This is a genomic window from Peribacillus asahii, from assembly GCF_003570725.1.
GTDB lineage: Bacteria > Bacillota > Bacilli > Bacillales > DSM-1321 > Peribacillus > Peribacillus asahii.
Genome location: NZ_QWVS01000023.1, coordinates 116973 through 135383, shown reverse-complemented (window position 1 = coordinate 135383; position 18411 = coordinate 116973). Strand labels below are relative to the sequence as shown.

14 protein-coding genes are annotated in these 18411 nt (G+C 39.3%); 1 reads left to right on the top strand and 13 read right to left on the bottom strand.

Annotated features, from left to right (window positions below; translation table 11 throughout):
• Positions 1-55: 55 nt before the first annotated feature.
• From uvrA to D1953_RS13245, 3 genes are all read right to left on the bottom strand, one after another.
• The gene (uvrA, locus tag D1953_RS13255) at positions 56-2926 is read right to left on the bottom strand and encodes an excinuclease ABC subunit UvrA (RefSeq protein WP_119117669.1); all 2871 of its coding nucleotides are present in this window, start codon (positions 2924-2926) and stop codon (positions 56-58) included.
• A gap of 7 nt (positions 2927-2933) precedes the next feature.
• Entirely contained in the window at positions 2934-4919 is a 1986-nt protein-coding gene (uvrB, locus tag D1953_RS13250) for an excinuclease ABC subunit UvrB (RefSeq protein ID WP_119117668.1), read from the bottom strand.
• A gap of 201 nt (positions 4920-5120) precedes the next feature.
• A complete protein-coding gene (locus D1953_RS13245) occupies positions 5121-5354 on the bottom strand; it encodes a CsbA family protein (RefSeq protein WP_119117667.1) in 234 nt (77 codons plus the stop codon).
• Positions 5355-5848: 494 nt separating this feature from the next.
• On the opposite strand from D1953_RS13245, the gene D1953_RS13240 reads away from it, so the two are divergent.
• Complete coding sequence (locus D1953_RS13240) at positions 5849-7510, top strand: N-acetylmuramoyl-L-alanine amidase family protein (RefSeq protein ID WP_119117666.1); 1662 nt, start codon at positions 5849-5851, stop codon at positions 7508-7510.
• A gap of 77 nt (positions 7511-7587) precedes the next feature.
• Here the strand turns inward: D1953_RS13240 and D1953_RS13235 are convergent, their stop codons facing one another.
• The 10 genes from D1953_RS13235 to prfB all read right to left on the bottom strand — a co-directional run bounded on the left by D1953_RS13235 (position 7588) and on the right by prfB (position 18376).
• On the bottom strand, positions 7588-8781 hold the full coding sequence (locus D1953_RS13235) for a PDZ domain-containing protein (RefSeq protein ID WP_119117665.1): 1194 nt from the start codon (positions 8779-8781) through the stop codon (positions 7588-7590).
• Between the two features lie 192 nt (positions 8782-8973).
• Entirely contained in the window at positions 8974-10419 is a 1446-nt protein-coding gene (locus tag D1953_RS13230; protein WP_119117664.1) for a S41 family peptidase, read from the bottom strand.
• 585 nt (positions 10420-11004) lie between these two features.
• Entirely contained in the window at positions 11005-11190 is a 186-nt protein-coding gene (locus D1953_RS13225) for a hypothetical protein (RefSeq protein WP_142920454.1), read from the bottom strand.
• 423 nt (positions 11191-11613) lie between these two features.
• On the bottom strand, positions 11614-12519 hold the full coding sequence (locus D1953_RS13220) for a nuclease-related domain-containing protein (RefSeq protein WP_119117662.1): 906 nt from the start codon (positions 12517-12519) through the stop codon (positions 11614-11616).
• Between the two features lie 93 nt (positions 12520-12612).
• Positions 12613-13917, bottom strand: a complete 1305-nt coding sequence (locus D1953_RS13215) for a murein hydrolase activator EnvC family protein (RefSeq protein WP_119117661.1) — start codon at positions 13915-13917, stop codon at positions 12613-12615.
• A 61-nt stretch (positions 13918-13978) separates the two neighbouring features.
• The gene (gene ftsX, locus D1953_RS13210) at positions 13979-14872 is read right to left on the bottom strand and encodes a permease-like cell division protein FtsX (protein WP_119117660.1); all 894 of its coding nucleotides are present in this window, start codon (positions 14870-14872) and stop codon (positions 13979-13981) included.
• Complete coding sequence (gene ftsE, locus D1953_RS13205; RefSeq protein WP_119117659.1) at positions 14862-15548, bottom strand: cell division ATP-binding protein FtsE; 687 nt, start codon at positions 15546-15548, stop codon at positions 14862-14864. The genes ftsX and ftsE overlap by 11 nt, the downstream gene beginning before the upstream one ends.
• A 211-nt stretch (positions 15549-15759) precedes the next feature.
• Positions 15760-16077: a cytochrome c551 gene (gene cccB, locus D1953_RS13200; protein ID WP_119117658.1), complete on the bottom strand. Its 318-nt coding sequence runs from the start codon at positions 16075-16077 to the stop codon at positions 15760-15762.
• 50 nt (positions 16078-16127) lie between these two features.
• Complete coding sequence (locus D1953_RS13195) at positions 16128-16991, bottom strand: YitT family protein (RefSeq protein WP_119117657.1); 864 nt, start codon at positions 16989-16991, stop codon at positions 16128-16130.
• 286 nt (positions 16992-17277) lie between these two features.
• Positions 17278-18376 (bottom strand): peptide chain release factor 2 gene (gene prfB / locus D1953_RS13190; protein WP_119117656.1). Its coding sequence is split into 2 segments (ribosomal slippage): positions 17278-18303 and positions 18305-18376, totalling 1098 coding nucleotides; the frame shifts between segments, so codons are not numbered across the junction.
• Positions 18377-18411 lie beyond the last annotated feature (35 nt).

The following is an 18411-nucleotide window of genomic DNA, read 5'->3' as shown; positions in this document are numbered from 1 at the left end:
AATCGATATTAAATAAAATTCCCACAAAAAAGGCAAGCCAAAACGGCCTGCCTTTTTACACGAATTGCTCTCTTTCCTCAATTCTCTTTTCCATTCGACTTCGATCTCTTGTAAGTATAGGCTGCAAATATTTCCCCGTATACGATTCAGGAATTTGGCAAATTTCTTCCGGCGTCCCATAGCCGACAATCGTTCCGCCTTTATCGCCGCCTTCAGGACCTAAATCAATTAAATAATCAGCCGCTTTAATAATATCTAAATTATGCTCGATGACTAAAACGGTATCACCATTTTCCACTAAGCGTTGCAGCACAATAAGAAGACGAGCAATATCATCTACATGAAGACCTGTCGTTGGCTCATCTAATATATAGAAAGAGCGTCCTGTTGAACGACGGTGAAGTTCCGACGCTAATTTCACTCGCTGTGCTTCCCCGCCAGATAAAGTAGTCGCTGGCTGACCAAGCTTGAGATAACCTAACCCTACATCGTAAAGCGTTTGTATTTTTCGTTTAATTTTCGGGATATTTTCAAAAAAGACAAGTGCATCTTCTACTGTCATATTTAAAATATCAGAAATATTTTTTCCCTTATAACGTACTTCAAGTGTTTCACGATTATACCGTTTCCCATGACACACTTCACAAGGTACATACACATCCGGTAAAAAGTGCATTTCAATTTTAATAATTCCATCGCCGCGACACGCTTCACAGCGACCGCCTTTTACATTAAAACTAAAGCGCCCTTTTTTATACCCTCGAATTTTTGCTTCGTTCGTTGCCGCAAACACATCACGAATATCATCAAATACGCCTGTATAAGTGGCTGGATTCGATCTTGGCGTTCGACCGATTGGTGATTGATCAATATCGATGACTTTATCCAAATGTTCGATTCCCTTTAATTCTCGGAATGCACCAGGCTTCACTTTGGAGCGATTTAATTTTTGCGCTAATTCTTTATGAATAATTTCATTTACTAACGTACTTTTTCCGGATCCAGATACGCCTGTTACCGCTACAAACATCCCAAGTGGAATCTTTACATTGACGTTTTTTAAATTATTTTCCTTCGCACCTTTTACCTCAATAAAACGTCCATCACTTTTACGACGTTCTAAAGGAAGCGGAATAAATTTCTTCCCTGATAAATATTGACCGGTTAAGGAATTTTCGTCTTTCATAATTTCTTCTGGTTTACCAGCTGAAACAATTTGCCCGCCATGAGTACCTGCCCCAGGACCGACATCAATTAAATAATCAGCAGCAAGCATCGTATCTTCATCATGCTCAACAACAATCAATGTATTTCCAATTTCCTTCATATTTCTTAGCGTTGCAATCAACCGATCATTATCCCGTTGATGTAAACCGATCGACGGTTCATCCAAAATATACAGCACACCTGTTAGACGCGAACCAATTTGTGTCGCTAAACGAATTCGCTGTGCTTCTCCGCCGGATAATGTACCAGCTGCTCGACTTAACGTTAAGTAATCTAATCCAACATTTGCTAAGAAAGTGAGTCGTTCTTGAATTTCACGTAAAATTAATTTTGCAATTGCCGCTTCTTTTTCCGTAAGTTGTAATTGCTCAAAAAACTCAAGTGACTCTTCAATAGATAATGAAGTTGTATCACTAATATGTTTTCCTTGAATAAGAACGGCCAAGCTTTCTTTCTTCAATCGATTTCCTTTACAGCTTGAGCAAGCACGTGTGGACATGTATTTTTCCATTTGCTCACGAATATAATCAGAGTTTGTTTCCTTATGACGACGGGCAATATTTTTCAATACACCTTCGAACTGAATATATCCTTCTTGCATTCGACCATAATCATTTTCATAGCGGAAATAGATTTTGTCCGAACCTGAACCCATTAATACCTTTTCCATTTGTTCTTCTGGTATATCTTTTACCGGAGTATCTAAATCGATATTGTAATGTTTAGCAACCGCTTCAAGCAGCTGCGGATAATATTGCGAGCTCGTTGGCTCCCAAGGCGCAATAGCATGCTGACGCAGAGTTAGGTCTGGATTTGGAATGACTAATTCACGGTCCACTTCTAATGTAGCTCCTAAGCCATCACAATCAGGACAGGCCCCAAATGGACTGTTAAATGAAAACATACGCGGTTCCAGCTCTTCAATCGAAAAACCACAATGTGGACAAGCATGATGCTCACTAAACAGTAATTCTTCCTCTCCAATCACATCAATGATGACTTTTCCTTCACCTAATTTAAGCGCACTTTCAAGCGAATCGGCTAAACGCGACGCAATGTCCTCTTTAATGACAATTCGGTCAACAATCACTTCAATGGAATGCTTTTTATTTTTTTCAAGACTAATGTCCTCACTTAAATCATACATGTCTCCATCAATTCGCACGCGAACATAGCCTTGTTTTTTTATATCCTCTAATAGCTTCGTGTGCATCCCTTTTCGTCCAGAAACGATGGGCGCTAACACTTGAAGCTTTGTCCGCTCCGGATATTCTAAAATCCGATCAACCATTTGTTCAATTGTTTGTGAACTAATTTCAATGTGATGAGTCGGACAAGTAGGACGCCCTACTCTAGCAAACAACAGTCGTAAATAGTCGTAGATTTCTGTTACTGTTCCGACTGTTGAGCGTGGATTTCGACTAGTGGTTTTTTGATCAATGGAAATAGCCGGTGATAATCCTTCGATTGAATCGACATCCGGCTTATCCATTTGCCCTAAAAACTGGCGTGCATAAGCGGAAAGAGACTCTACATAACGTCTTTGTCCTTCTGCATAAATCGTATCAAAAGCTAAGGACGACTTACCAGACCCTGATAATCCTGTAATAACCACTAGTTGATCTCTTGGAATCGTCACATCAATATTTTTTAAATTATTGGCTCTGGCACCCTTTATTACAATTTTATCCATTGCCATATTCTCGTCATCCTTCCGCTTTTAACTCTAGTAATAAATCACGAAGTTCGGCTGCTCGTTCAAAGTCTAACGCCTTAGCCGCTTCTTTCATATCTAATTCTAATTGCTGCATCACTTTTTCGCGTTCTTTCTTCGATAATTTTGCATAGTTTGGTGCAGATTGTTCTTGATAAGTTTCGGCTTCTTCTGCTACATGCGTTGCACGAATGACATCACGTATTTCTTTTTGAATCGTTTGCGGAACAATTCCGTGTTCTTCATTATAACGTTCTTGAATTTCACGACGACGCTTTGTCTCTTCGATGGCTAGCTCCATTGAATTTGTCATACGATCGGCGTACATAATGACATGCCCGTTTGCATTTCGTGCTGCTCGCCCAATCGTTTGAATGAGCGACCGCTCTGAACGAAGGAAGCCTTCTTTATCGGCATCTAATATAGCTACTAACGACACCTCTGGAATGTCCAAACCTTCTCGAAGTAAGTTAATTCCGACTAACACATCATATTTACCCATACGAAGCTCACGAATAATTTCAATTCGTTCTAACGTTTTCACTTCTGAATGTAAATATTGCACTTTAATACCGATTTCTTTTAAATAATCGGTTAAGTCTTCAGACATTTTTTTCGTTAACGTTGTAATTAAGACACGTTCATTCCTCCGAATCCGCTCTTGAATTTCATCAATCAAGTCATCAATCTGACCTTCAATTGGTCGTACATCAATAAGCGGATCAAGCAGGCCGGTAGGACGAATAATTTGTTCGACCATCTCCGGCGTATGCTCCAATTCGAATGGCCCCGGCGTCGCTGAAACAAAAACAGCCTGATGCACTTTCTCTTCAAACTCTTCAAAACGTAAAGGTCGATTGTCCTTCGCTGATGGCAAACGAAATCCATGATCCACTAACACTTGCTTACGCGCTTGGTCCCCATTAAACATCCCGCGAACTTGAGGCAATGTCACATGTGATTCATCGACAACAAGTAGAAAATCCTTTGGAAAATAATCTAATAACGTATAAGGTGTTGCCCCTGCCGGACGAAGGGTTAAATGACGTGAATAATTCTCAATCCCGGAACAGAAGCCCATTTCCCTCATCATTTCCAAGTCGTAGCGCGTTCTCTGCTCTAGACGCTGTGCTTCAAGCAGCTGATCATTCTCACGTAACTCTTTTAAACGTTCTTCTAATTCTTTCTCGATATTCTCAATCGCTATGCGCATCTTTTCTTCACGAGTAACGAAGTGGGACGCTGGAAAAATAGCAATATGCTCTCGTTCCCCTGTAATTTCGCCCGTTAATGCGTCTACTTCTCGAATCCGATCAATTTCGTCACCAAAAAACTCCACACGAACACACTGTTCGTCACGTGAAGCCGGAAAAATCTCAACAACATCGCCTCGTACCCGGAACGTTCCCCTTGTGAACTGAATATCATTTCGTTCATATTGAATATCGACAAGCTTATGAAGCAAAGCATTTCGATCGATTTCCATTCCTGTGCGCAATGATACGACCATTTCGCGATACTCTTCAGGAGAACCTAAACCATAAATACAAGACACACTCGCAATAATAATGACATCGTTCCGCTCGAATAATGCTGATGTCGCGGAATGCCGCAATTTATCAATCTCGTCATTAATACTCGCATCTTTTTCAATAAATGTATCTGTTGAAGGCACATACGCTTCTGGCTGATAATAATCATAGTAACTAACAAAATATTCAACAGCATTATTCGGGAAAAACTCTTTAAACTCACTATACAGCTGCCCTGCTAATGTTTTATTATGAGCAATCACAAGTGTCGGTTTATTCACTTCTTTAATGACATTAGATATCGTAAACGTCTTCCCTGTTCCCGTTGCACCAAGCAATGTTTGATACCTTTTGCCCTCATTAATGCCCTCCACAATCTTTTGAATCGCTGCAGGCTGATCTCCTTGAGGAGAATATTTAGAGACTAACTCAAAAACATCCTTCACTAACATTGCCTCCTACGTAACCGTTTTATCTCATATATACACATTCTACCACAACTGACCATCTACAAACCAACAAAAAGCGAACGTTCATTCTTATTTTCCGAAAAATAAGGCTTTGTTAAACAATATGGTTGATAACACAATGTCTGGCTCATTTTTTCCAAAAGTGAACACTATTAACCTAACTAAAAAAGCACCTGCTCAGGCGCTTTTCGATGTTCTCTTCATCATTCTCGATGATAAATAAAAACCTAGCGTTAACGAAAACGCATCAATCACAATGAGAGGCCATGTATGCGTATAGCCTTTATATGCGGATGCTGCAATTAATGCCACCGTTAAAACTAATCCTATAACATGGTTATACGTAACCCTTGTAAATAACATTACAAGAAGACAAGGTAAAAAAAGCGCAGCAAGAAATTTCGTAATCATATTGTCCATCTCCTTATCATAAAGAGCATTATTTCTTAGTTTAGTGAAAACCATTCTCTTTTACAATCTTTACAAATAACTTCCTAAATGAATTCATTATAACGTTTAATTATAAAAGATACACTTATTAAGTAAAGCATCCACGAAATAGGGATTTACCTTTCCTTCTTACTCAAACACTCTGATTATTTTTTACAGGATCTCCTCATCTATTTGTCAATATGTCTTCCGCTCAGTTTTGACCTTTTTCCTCATTTAATAGTCAAAATGCTCCTCCTTCATCAATCCGAAACCACCCTTTTTATTCCAAATTACTACTCATAATTTCCTAATTTGACACAAACACATTGAAATAACTACCATTACCATGTCGTATAATGTACTATAATGACTGAAATAATTTTCTATTTTTATAGTAAAAAGGGTAAAAATTAGACTATTAAATTTATAAAAATCTTGCATTACCCTATCAAAAATCATAGGAGGAAAGCTTTATGAAAAGTAAAGTAATGATAATACTCGTAGCTACCTTTGTATTTTTCGCCACCTTCGCTTCTTCCATCGAAAGCCATTTCGTTTCTGCAGCGAGTAAGGAAGGCATCGTTACGGCAAACACTCTCAATGTTCGCGAAAAAGCATCGACTAGTTCCAAAACAATCGGTACTCTGAAAAAAGGGAAGACTGTAACGATTGCGAAACAACAAAGCAGTTGGTCTCAAATTAAATATGGCTCAAAAACGGGCTGGATTTCTACTAAATACATAAATGAAATTGGATATGTAACCTCTACTACATTAAAACTATACAAATCCAGCAGCTCTAGCAGCACATCTTTAGCTACCTTAAAAAAAGGTACCTCTGTGCAAATAAAAGCGACTAAAGGCAGCTGGCTTCAAGTCTATGTATCATCGAATAAAAAGACAGGCTGGGTTACAAAAAAGAATATTTCCAGCACAAAAGCAGCAGCTACAACAGCCTCTACAACTACATATTATGTGACTTCTGATACGTTAAATATTCGCCAATCCGGCACTACTAAAGCAAAAGTCTTAAAAACTATTAAAAAAGGCGATGCTGTTACCTACTACTCAAAGTCTGGTAACTGGGCAAAAGTAAAAACAAGCTCAGGGACAATAGGCTGGGCTTCGCTTACATACTTATCGAAAACAAAGCCTGTCGTAACAAAGACTTATTACGTGACAGCGAATTCATTAAATGTTAGATCAGCTGGCAATACTTCAGCTAAAGTGCTTACGGCTATTAAAAAAGGAGCCGCTGTCACTTATTATTCAAAATCAGGGGATTGGGCAAAGATTAAAACGGCTTCTGGCGTAACCGGTTGGGTTTCAATGAAGTACTTATCTACAACAAAACCAAAAGTCACAGCAAGTGCTGAAACGGTTTCAAATAGCACTATGCGCTATGTTATATCAGAAACGTTAAACGTTCGTAAATCAAACAGTGCCTCATCCGCCATTTTAGAAACAGTTTATCGCGGGGATGCTTTAACATTAAAACAAACAAGTGGAGACTGGGGAAAAGTCGTTACTTCTAATAATGTAACCGGTTGGGTTTCTCTTGCCTATGTATCTAACAAAAAGTGGACAAAAGGATTACAGAACAAAGTTATCGTGCTCGATCCAGGTCATGGAGCTCAAGATCCTGGCGCTATTGGAAGTGAGCATAAAGAAAAAGATTTAACGCTCGCAACTGCGAAAAAGGTCCAAGCAAAACTAGAAGAAGCTGGAGCTAAAGTCGTGCTGACAAGAACGGGAGATACTTACCCAACTCTATCAGAACGAGTACAAATTAGTAAAAAGAATAATGCAGATGTATTCATTAGCATTCACTATAACGCAAGCCCCGACAAAACAGCCAACGGCATTGATACGTTCTATTGGACAACGTATATGAATGAAGCAGAGTTAGCTGAAATCGTTCAAGAAGAATTAATTAAAAGTACAGGTTTAAAAAATCGTGGTTCAAAAACAGGAAACTTCCAAGTCGTACGTACAAATGACGGTGCATCACTTTTAGTAGAACTAGGATTTATCTCTAATCCAGATGAAGAAGAGATTATTTCAACAGCTGAATTTCAAGAGGATGCAGCTACTGGAATCACAAACGGATTACAAGCATACTTTGATTTATTTTAAAAAAAAGCTTTGGACGAGTTGAATATCGTCCAAAGCTTTTTTCATTAAGGTCTTCAACCTTTTCGTTAAAATATTCATTACTGTCCCATCACTTGAAGGTCCTTCAGCTGATTTTCCACAAACAACAACCCAAGTTCATAATGCTCTCCTTCAAATAATGCCCGTTGTACAAGACGCATTTCTCCATTGTTCCCAATCACTTCAAGCTTACAGTGAGCCCGATTTTTTTGCAGAGCTTGGTAGAGCTGCGCTTCTGTTTTTACAACAACTCCATTAATTTTGGAGATGATTTCTCCTTTTTCAAGACCCATTTTGTCCGCTGGAGTGTGCGGGATAACACCAAGAATCTTGACACCCTTTGCACTTTGCGAGAAGTGGAATGGACGTTTGTCATCAGCCGTTTTCTGTAGATAATAGATTAGTTCACGCCCTGCTAACGCAAGGATAGCCGTCACAATCGCAAGCACTGGATACCAATAGCTTAGAAGTGCAAGCACTGTCATAAAGAAACCTAAAGAGACAACTTGTTTTCCATGAGCCTTGACTGCTTGTTCTGGAATCATTCCTTGCACGTTCTGGGTAAAACCAATGATGACTGGAAGGACAATTGGCGCAATATGTGCTTCACCAATTGAAAAGATTGGATACCACGTAAACGGTGCAGCAAGTTCCCCGCCAGGAATAAAAACAAACATCGGAAGCAGCCAAATTCTGCGTGATGCATATAATCCAATTGTTTGTCCCCGCTTAGAAACAGTGAACTGCGGTGTCATAATTTTGGCACCATTTCGCTGAATGATAAACCCTTCAGCAATCAACAAAAGTCCAAGTAAAATAGCCAATGTTGGATAGATAGCCTTCTCTAGCTGTTCAAAATACTCATTCCATACCGGAAGCTGCACATTTTGTTGATACATGAAAAAGACGATAAAAAATGTCAACGAGAGCGTGTAAGCTGGCGATAAGAAACGGAACTGGAACGTCAACGCCAGTACTAGCGTAACAGCTGTTAGAATAATCATAGCTGCCATTGGGATGGCCAGCCCTGTCCCAAGCGTAATAATCGAAAGAATCAGACCCCATAGAAGCCCTTGAGGCAACAAGCCTTGCCATTCATGAGAGCTATCCAAAATTTTCGTATTAAAGTTGCGCCGTTCTTGCTTCACACGTTGAGATCCAATCCACCAGCATAATATCAGAGACAAGTAAAACAATGGATTTAAAAAGAGTTCTCCTAATCCAACTAAGCACGCAATCAGCCAGTCTGTCATTAAATCTCCACCACCTTTGCTATCTCCTATTCTACCAAAAATACGGTAACCGGTGGAGGGTCGGATTCATTAATTGAAAGATTAGATAAAGAATCTCTTTTGTAGATAATAAGACACTGTTAAAAGGTGTGCGGGACCGTGGTCACGCACACCTGGGTCAGAAGCAAAGCCTTTAGATACATGACCTAGTAGCTACTCGTTAATTCTGCTAAACGATGGACTGACTACATATTTAATTGCCGTTCTTAGCTGTACATCGTTCTTTTCATCTTGAATCTTTTCCAAAATGCTGGATTCTAGCTTTGAGGCTGTTTCGCTGTCAAGCTTTCCAGTTACGTTCAATTTCTTTACCTTCTGAAAAGCTTTAATGGCCACTTCTGTTTGTACATCAAAATAACCGTCCTCTCGTCCTGTTTCAAAGCCTAACCCTTTTAACATTGCTTGAGCATATTGAATCTGTTCATCCGTCATATCTCGTTCCAATGTTTTTTCAACCGTTAAAGGATGGACATTGAAAAAGCGAGGCTGCTGTACTTGAATGGTCGGCTCAATTCCTTTTTTGTGAATCCAGTTTCCTTCTGGTGTTAACCATTTGTATATTGTCAGTTTAAGATTGCTGCCATCTCCCATCTTTACTGCTTGCTGAACCGTTCCCTTACCAAACGTTTTCTCTCCAACCAGCGGATAGCCTCCAGCCTCTTTCAAAGCTCCTGCTAAAATTTCCGATGCTGAAGCACTTCCTCCATCCGTTAATACGACAATCGGATAACTCTTTTCCTTTGTTAGCTTTGTATAAAAAGATTCTGTATTTCCAGATCGCTCAGCAATTTGCAAGAAAGGCTTTTCTTTTGTAATAAATTCTTCTAAAATGGCTTGAACGCTAGAAAGCAAGCCGCCTGGATTACCGCGTACATCAATGACAAGTCCTTCCATCCCTGCTTTTTCTAACTTGCTTAATTGCTCTTTAAAATCCTTTGCTGTATTTTCTGAGAAAGACGTTAATTCGATGTAACCGACTTTCTTACCTGCTTCTTCCTTTATAGAGGAAAAAACCGTATCGAGCGGAATTTCTGCCCGTTCAATACTAAATTCAATCGGTTTACTAATCCCCTCACGTTTAACCTCAAGCTTCACAACGGTGCCTTTTTCTCCACGAATCTTTAAACGAGTTTCATATAAATCTAACCCTTCGACGCTTTCTCCATCTACTTTTACAATTTCATCTTTTGGCTTTAAACCTGCTTTTTCAGCCGGGGAATCCTTATAAGGAGAGACAATAATAATTTTCCCGCCTTCCATTCCAATTTCTGTACCAATCCCCTCAAAGGATGAATCAAGCGTTTCATTGAATTGTTGGGCCATTTCTTTGTTCATATAAACGGAATACGGATCCTTTAAGGTGGAAACCATCCCTTGAATCGCACCTTCAATTAATTGATCACTCTCTACTTCCTCCACATATTGATTCAAAATTAAGTGATAAGCTTGTTCGATTTTATCCCATTCCTCTACTTCATTCCCTATTTGCTTGCTCTGCTGTCCGCTATCCTTTTGAAAACTTGTCCAATATAAACCACCAGAAAACCCCACCAATAGCGAGACGACAATCACTAACGGAAGCACCCATTTTTTAGTCATCCTATTCACCTTTTCTACTCTGTAATGTACTTCACTATATGAGTGGATTAGGGGAAATATGATGATATTTAGAAAAGCGAAAGCTCTGAAGCTGATTATCACTCTATTAAAAAAGGCGGGGCATGAAGGACTTTTTGTCTGCATTCAATACGCGAAAGGGCCTTCATCGGGGTTATGAAGGCCTTTTTCCTGCCTTCCCACACGCGAAAGGGCCTTCATCTGCTTTATGGCCTTTTTCTTGCATTTCCACATGCGAAAGGGTCTTCATCTGCTTCATGAAGGACTTTTTCCTCCCTTCTCACATGCGAAAGGGTCTTCATCGGGGTTATAAAGGCCTTTTTCCTGCCTTTCTACACACGAAAGGGCCTTCATCTGCCTTATGAAGGACTTTTTCCTGCCTTTCTACACGCGAAAGGGCCTTCATCCGCGTTATGAAGGCCTTTTTCCTGCCTTTCCACACTCGAAAGGGCCTTCATCTGCCTTATGAAGGACTTTTTCCTGCCTTTCTACACGCGAAAGGGCCTTCATCTGCCTTATGAAGGACTTTTTCCCGCTTTTCCACATGCGAAAGGACCTTCATCCGGGTTATGAAGGCCTTTTCCCTGCTTTTCCACATGCGAAAGGGCCTTCATCCGGGTTATGAAGGCCTTTTCCCTGCTTTTCCACACGCCAAATGGTCTTCATCTGCTTCATGAAGGCCTTTTTCCTGCCTTTCCCATACGCGAAACGGCCTTCATCTGCCTCATGAAGAACTTTTTCCCGCCTTCTCACACGCGAAAGGGCCTTCATCTGCTTTATGAAGACCTTTTTCCTGCCTTCTCACATGCAAAAGGGTCTTCATCTGCTTTATGAAGGCCTTTTCCCTGCCTTCTCACATGCGAAAGGGTCTTCATCTGCTTTATGAAGGCCTTTTCCCTGTATTCCCACACGTGAAAGGGCCTTCATCTGCTTTATGAAGGCCTTTTTCCTGCCTTCCCATATGCGAAAGGGTCTTCACCCGGGTTATGAAGGCCTTTTCCCTGCTTTCTCACGTGCGAAAGGGCCTTCATCTGCTTTATGAAGGACCTTTTCCTGTATTCCTACACGCGAAAGGGCCTTCATCCAAGTCATGAAGGACACTTTCCAGGGGAACACTAAAAAACAGCCCCCCCAATAAAGTTTTAATTTAGAAAGTAGATGATTATCACTCTACTTTTATTGATAAAAGGACCATTGATGAACTCCCACTTTTTTATAGTTTTTCTCTAGAATCCTCCGTATCCTCTTTTTAGACTTCACTACTTTACACCAATCATAGATTAGATTTGTCGTAATTTTTTGATCAGGAAAAAGAAGCTTAAGTTCCTTTAAACTTTGCATGATAGCTGTTTCAACCAATTCTTTATGGCCACATTCTTCACAAATACATTTGTGTCCCTCGACAGAAATTGCAAATGAATCACACTTTACACATGTCATTCCCTTTCGTAACTGATTATAATCATAAGATGGTAATTGCTGAAAAGGGGAATCCTCAATATGCAACTCAACTAATTTGTCGGCTAGCCTTTTGTGCTTTTCATTTAGTTTTAAAGATATCTTATTTAGTTTATTTAAATAACGATGAACCTGTGTTGGGAAAATAAATGGCTTGTTAGGAGGTGATTGGTATAGGGTAAATTCCGGATTGATAAAAACAACTGAAGCATTAATGGGGAGATTAAATCCAAGATTGTGGAGTAACTGACGTAACAAGGACTCACTTCTACTCAATTGGTTGATTGGATTAATAATTTCAAACTTGGGATTCTTATATATTCTGTCAGATTCATAATAATAATCCCCTTCATAATTTTTCACTTCATAAAAGTAAATGTCTTCTGACGTAATAATAAGTGAATCAATTTGAAATATGGTGCTATTCATTTTGAGCAGCAGATCATTTAATATCAAGCATTCACACTGCAGCTTTTCTGTCAATGTATCAAAAAACGCCTCCCCTTCATAACCCTTTTCGAGGTTGAAATATTGCTGTTTTTCATTGTCAGAAAGATTCATACGAATGTTCAACGATTTTAAAATTAGTAATTGAGATGATTGAGTACGAGATTTATAGGCCATAGTTCACATCCTTTCTTATTTTTATTTTAATGAATATTTTGTTAAAAGTAAAAAAGCAGGTGGAGGGTTTTCCTCTACCTGCTTTTTTATCAATTAATAAGAAACATAGTTTAATGGATTAACGGCATTTGATTTCGAAACATTCCATGGTCCTTTATGTACCTCAAAGTGTAAATGCTGTCCGTAAGAGTGACCCGTATTCCCCATGATACCAATTTGTTGACCCTTTGATACAACTTGTCCAGCGCTTGCTTGACGAGATTTCATATGCGCATAAACCGTCGTATATAATTGGCCGCCAATTGAATGAGAAATAAAGACAACATTTCCATAAGAATCTGAGTAATAAGAACGGCTCACGACTCCATCTGCGGCTGCAACAATTGAAACTGTTCCACTTGCGGCAATATCAATTCCAGCATGCTGTTTATTCCAGCGCGGCCCCATTTGAGATGTGACAACACCTGCAGCTGGTCGTGTGAAACTGCCTGATGAAACAGCAGGAGCCTCTTTTACAGCAGCTGATGATGAAGGTGAAGACGAAGATGATGCTGATGACGAACTACTTGATTGCTGCTTCGCTTCTTCTGCTGCTTTTTTACGAGCCGCTTCAGCTTCTGCTAAACGTGAGTTTTCTAGTTCAATCGCCTTTTTAATTGCCGATTCCTGTGCAGCAAGGTTCGCTGCTTCTTCCTCAAGACCTACTTTATACTCTTCTGCTTCTTTGTGTTTGTGCTTCAGTTTTTTCTGAAGCTCTTCTTTTTGTTGCTTTTGTTTCTTTTGCTTCTCTTCTAATTTTACTAACTCAGCCTTCATCGATTCTAAGCTGGCTAATTTGTCTTCTACTGCTTTTTGCTTTGCTTCTAACTCTTCTTTATCCTTCTCATGTTGTATTAAAATCTCGCGGTCTGCTTCAGCAATTGTAGCTACTGCATTCACACGATCAAGGAAGTCACTAAAGCTAGATGAACCAAAGATTACTTCTAAATAATTCACATCGCCGCCTGATTCTTGGAAAGAAACAGCTCGGTCTTTCAATACTTCATTTCGTTTCTTAATTCGATCTTTCAACACAATAATCTCTGCTTTTAACGCTTCGATTTCTGCTTTTGTTTCAGCAATTTCATTATTTTTTTGCTCAATTTTACTAGCTGTTTCTTCTAGACTTTTCGCAATCTCTTCCAGCTGTTCCTCAACGGTTAGCTGCTGAGCTTCCAATTTATTAATTTCTTCTTCCGTATCCTTAATATCTACCTTTATATCAGAACGCTTATCTTGAATGTTATCTCTCTTTTCATGTAAATCCGAAAGAGATTCAGCATAAGCTGCTGGAGCTGTAAATATACTGCTCACTCCCAATACAAGAGCTGCGTTCAATGCTATTATTTTCTTCTTCATTTCTTACATTCTCCTTTCTTCTCCGAAAATCTGAGCTTCAAGGAGAAGATTAATCGTTTACTTATATTTTCAAGAATTTTCTAACCGACATTAAGCTTCCCCACATACCAATGATTGCTCCAAGTAACAGTAAGACCGTAGAAACTTGAAGAATAAATGTACCAGTCGGCAGCATTTCTAAATATTTAATCGTAAATTGCGGCATAGCCCATGTATATAATTGAGAATAAAAAATGGAAATCAACGCAATCGGCACAATAGAACCGAAAACACCTAACCATAATCCTTCAAGGAAGAACGGCCAACGAATAAATGAATTCGTTGCTCCTACAAGTCTCATAATCTCAATTTCTTTACTTCTCGCAACGATCGTAATCTTAATGGTATTAGAGATTAAGAACATCGCCGTGAATAGCAATCCAGCAATTAATACAAGCCCTATATTTCGGGCAATATCTACAAAGCTAAATAAATTTTCTACAAAACCTTGACCATAGTTCACACTTTGAACAAGCTCAATTTTTTCAATTTTTTTCGCGACTTTAATTACATCTTCTGGTGATTTCGTTTTAATAACATACGCATCACGGAGCGGGTTATCTTGTTCAAACGGTTTAAACACATCACCGCTGTCACCAAGATCATCGATTAAATTATCTAACTCTTTATCCCTTGGAGAAAACACGACCGTATCCACACCAGAAATCTTTTTCAAATCCTTTTCAATCGAAACTCGATCAGCATCGTCCGCTGCATTGTCCAAAAACGCTTTAATCTCAACATCATTCTGCACATTATCCGCAATATGATTTAAATTCATCATAATCACTAAGAAAACACCAACTAATAACAACGTGACTGTTACAGCACTAATCGATGCAAAGGTCATCCAGCCATTACGCGCAATGTTTTTAAAGCTTTCACGGAAATGACGACCTAACGTACTAATTTTCATATCCGTACTCTCCTCGCTGCTCATCCCGAACAATGCGGCCGCCTTCAATCGCAATAACGCGATGTTTGATATTGTTCACGATGTCTTTATTATGTGTCGCCATGACAAGCGTCGTGCCACGTCGATTAATCTCTTCAAATATGTTCATAATATCCCATGATGTTTCCGGATCTAGATTTCCTGTCGGTTCATCGGCAATCACCACTTTAGGATCATTAACAATCGAACGAGCAATCGCGACACGCTGCTGTTCTCCACCTGAAAGTTCAGTTGGCTTCATTCTGGCCTTATGCTTCAATCCAACAAGGTCCAATACTTCCATTACTCTTGGTTTAATGTCAGCAGGATCCGTTTCGATTACTTCCATGGCGAAAGCTACATTCTCATAAACCGTATACTTCTCTAACAATTTAAAATCTTGGAATACCATGCCGATATTACGGCGAAATAGAGGGACTTTCGAGTTGCGAATACTTGGAAGGTTAATCCCATTAACGATAATATTCCCTTTTGAAGGCTTCTCTTCGCGGTACATCATTTTAATAAATGTTGATTTACCGGCCCCACTTGGACCGACTACATAAACAAACTCACCTTTTGCAATTTTCACATTAATTCCATTGGCAGCTACTACGCCATTGGGATATGTCTTAGACACATCTTTCATTTCTATCATATAAAAACCACCTAATTAGTTTTTAAATCCTATCTTCCTTCGACAAAAAACAACAAGAAACTACCTTCTTTTTACTCACAGACACCATTATAACATCAAACTTTGACAATTTAAGAATAAATATATTACAATTCAGTTTCATTTGGAACACAAAAAAAGCACCTCAAACAGGTGCTTTTGGACTATTTGTTAAGAAAATTAATAATTATTCTTACTTTTTCTCCGCTAACCATTCCGCTACTTTAGCTGCGTCATTTTCATCTAATAAGCCTTTAGGCATAGGTCCTTTCCCTTCTAGAATCACTTTCTCAATATCTTCTTGTGACAATCTAGAGCCAATTTTATCTAAGTCCGGGGCTGAACCGCTTACTAAATCTCCCCCATGACAAGCAGAGCATTTATTTTCATACAACTTAGCAGCATCCCCAGCACCTGCTGTATCTGTTGTTTCAGCGCCTTCATCATTGCCACCGCAAGCAGCTAGTACGAGTGATGTTCCCATTAATAAAGCGAGTATTTTCTTTTTCATGAATAATCCCCCTCCTGAGTATATTTTACCCAAATTCTATTATAGCAACTTTATACACGTTTAAAACCCTCGCCAAGTACTTCAGAAGCATCCGTTACAATGACAAACGCTTTAGCATCAACTAGTTTGACCAATTGTTTCAGTTTCGTGAATTCGGACTGATCGACGACACACATTAAAATTGGGCGTTCATCATCCGTATATCCGCCTTGACCGGAGAGCCTTGTAACACCACGATCCAACTCATGTAATATAGCCTTCCTCACTTCAGGTTCACTATTCGTAATAATCAAGGCAAGCTTAGAGCGATTAAAGCCAATTTGTACAAGGTCAATCGTTTTGCCCGTCGCATACAAACTAATTAACGCATACAAACCCTTTTCAATATCAAACACAAACGCAGCACTTAGTACAATCAATCCATCAATAATGGCAACACACATCCCTAGTGATAAATGCGTATATTTATGAATAATTTGCGCCGCTAAGTCCGTTCCCCCTGTCGAAGCCTTGCCAAGAAAAACAATACCTAAACCGACGCCCACAAGAATTCCCCCACAAATAGAACCAAGCAAAGCATCGTTCGTCCACGGCTCCCAGCTTCGTGTAATAAACACAATAAACGGTAAAAAAAGCGTACCGATCAGTGTTTTCACACCAAATTGCATCCCTAAAAAAATTAATCCAGCAATAAACAACGGGATATTAAACGCCCATTGCACATATGCGGGCTCAAACCCAAACGTCGCTGCCAAAATGGTACTAATCCCGCTAACTCCACCTGATGCAATTTGATTCGGTAACAAAAATACATTAAAAGCAATCGCAATTAACGCCGAACCAATTAAAATAAATATGTATTCTAAAGTCTTTTCAATGACCGGATGCTGCGGCTCTCGACGTCGCTTTCTCATAATAAATTCCTCCTTATACTACCAACCTTTATCTATAATTTTCATTATGAGTTAGTATTTGACGGAAAGTAGTATAACATCCGCTCTCCTCTCGGTAAATGACAGCGTGATAAAGCGTTAAAGGGTGTGCCTCCCTTGATGCCTTTATGGTAATCTCGCCAATTCGGTATATAATTTCGCCAATTTAGCCAAAAATCTCGCCAATTCTAACGATAATCTCACCAATTCATGACCTAATCTCGCCAAATAAAAAAAGAGCATCCAAATTGGACACCCTTCACAAACATTACAATTTTGAACGTAAATAAGAATCAATAAACAAGTCAAGTTCTCCGTCCATAACCGCTTGAACATTTCCTGTTTCCGTTGACGTACGGTGATCTTTAACCATTGAATATGGATGGAAGACGTAAGAACGAATTTGGCTTCCCCAGCCAATTTCCTTTTGTTCTCCACGAATTTCATCTAATTCAGCTTGTTGCTGCTCTAATTCACGTTGGTATAACTTCGCTTTCAACATGTTCATCGCTTGAGCACGGTTTTTAATTTGTGAACGCTCTGATTGACACGTCACAACAACACCCGTTGGAATATGCGTAATCCGCACCGCTGAGTCCGTCGTATTAATATGCTGACCACCGGCACCTGTTGCACGGTACGTATCAATTTTCAAATCTTCTGTACGAACTTCAATTTCAATATTATCATCGAATTCCGGCATCACTTCACAAGAAACGAAGGAAGTATGGCGACGACCTGATGAATCGAATGGAGAAATTCGAACTAAACGATGTACCCCTTTTTCTGCTTTTAAATAGCCATAGGCATTATGACCTTTAATAAGCAATGTGACACTCTTAATACCAGCTTCATCACCTGGTAAATAATCTAACGTTTCTACTTTAAAGCCTTTTTTCTCAGCCCATCTTGTGTACATACGAAGCAGCATAGAGCCCCAGTCTTGTGACTCCGTACCACCCGCACCAGGATGCAACTCAAGAATAGCATTGTTTTTATCATATTCTTCGCTTAATAAAAGCTGAAGTTCAAAATCATTCATTTTTTGAGAAAGAGCAACAATCTCTTCTTCCAGCTCTGCCTGTAATTCCGCATCGCTTTCTTCCTTCACTAACTCATATGTTAAGTCAAGGTTTTCATATGTTTCTGTCATTTCCGCTAACTGATTTACAGAATCCTTCAAAGCATTCGCTTCGTTGATCACCGTTTGTGCTTTTTGCTGATCATTCCAAAAATCAGGATGCGTCATTTCATTTTCTAGCTGTGCGATTCGTGCCTCTTTTTCATCTAAGTCAAAGAGACCCCCTAAAGTCCGCTAATCGCTGAGCTGTTTTTTCAAGGGTATTTCTAATTTCCGCTAATTCCATTTCTTTCACCTCATAAAATATGTTAATCATCCTTC

Coding starts and splice junctions, on each gene's coding strand:
- D1953_RS13195 (WP_119117657.1), bottom strand. CDS start 16,991: ATGAGAAAGCGACGTCGAGAGCCGCAGCATCCGGTCATTGAAAAGACT.
- D1953_RS13230 (WP_119117664.1), bottom strand. CDS start 10,419: ATGACTAAAAAATGGGTGCTTCCGTTAGTGATTGTCGTCTCGCTATTG.
- ftsE (WP_119117659.1), bottom strand. CDS start 15,548: ATGATAGAAATGAAAGATGTGTCTAAGACATATCCCAATGGCGTAGTA.
- D1953_RS13215 (WP_119117661.1), bottom strand. CDS start 13,917: ATGAAGAAGAAAATAATAGCATTGAACGCAGCTCTTGTATTGGGAGTG.
- D1953_RS13235 (WP_119117665.1), bottom strand. CDS start 8,781: ATGACAGACTGGCTGATTGCGTGCTTAGTTGGATTAGGAGAACTCTTT.
- uvrA (WP_119117669.1), bottom strand. CDS start 2,926: ATGGCAATGGATAAAATTGTAATAAAGGGTGCCAGAGCCAATAATTTA.
- ftsX (WP_119117660.1), bottom strand. CDS start 14,872: ATGAAAATTAGTACGTTAGGTCGTCATTTCCGTGAAAGCTTTAAAAAC.
- D1953_RS13240 (WP_119117666.1), top strand. CDS start 5,849: ATGAAAAGTAAAGTAATGATAATACTCGTAGCTACCTTTGTATTTTTC.
- D1953_RS13220 (WP_119117662.1), bottom strand. CDS start 12,519: ATGGCCTATAAATCTCGTACTCAATCATCTCAATTACTAATTTTAAAA.
- D1953_RS13245 (WP_119117667.1), bottom strand. CDS start 5,354: ATGATTACGAAATTTCTTGCTGCGCTTTTTTTACCTTGTCTTCTTGTA.
- cccB (WP_119117658.1), bottom strand. CDS start 16,077: ATGAAAAAGAAAATACTCGCTTTATTAATGGGAACATCACTCGTACTA.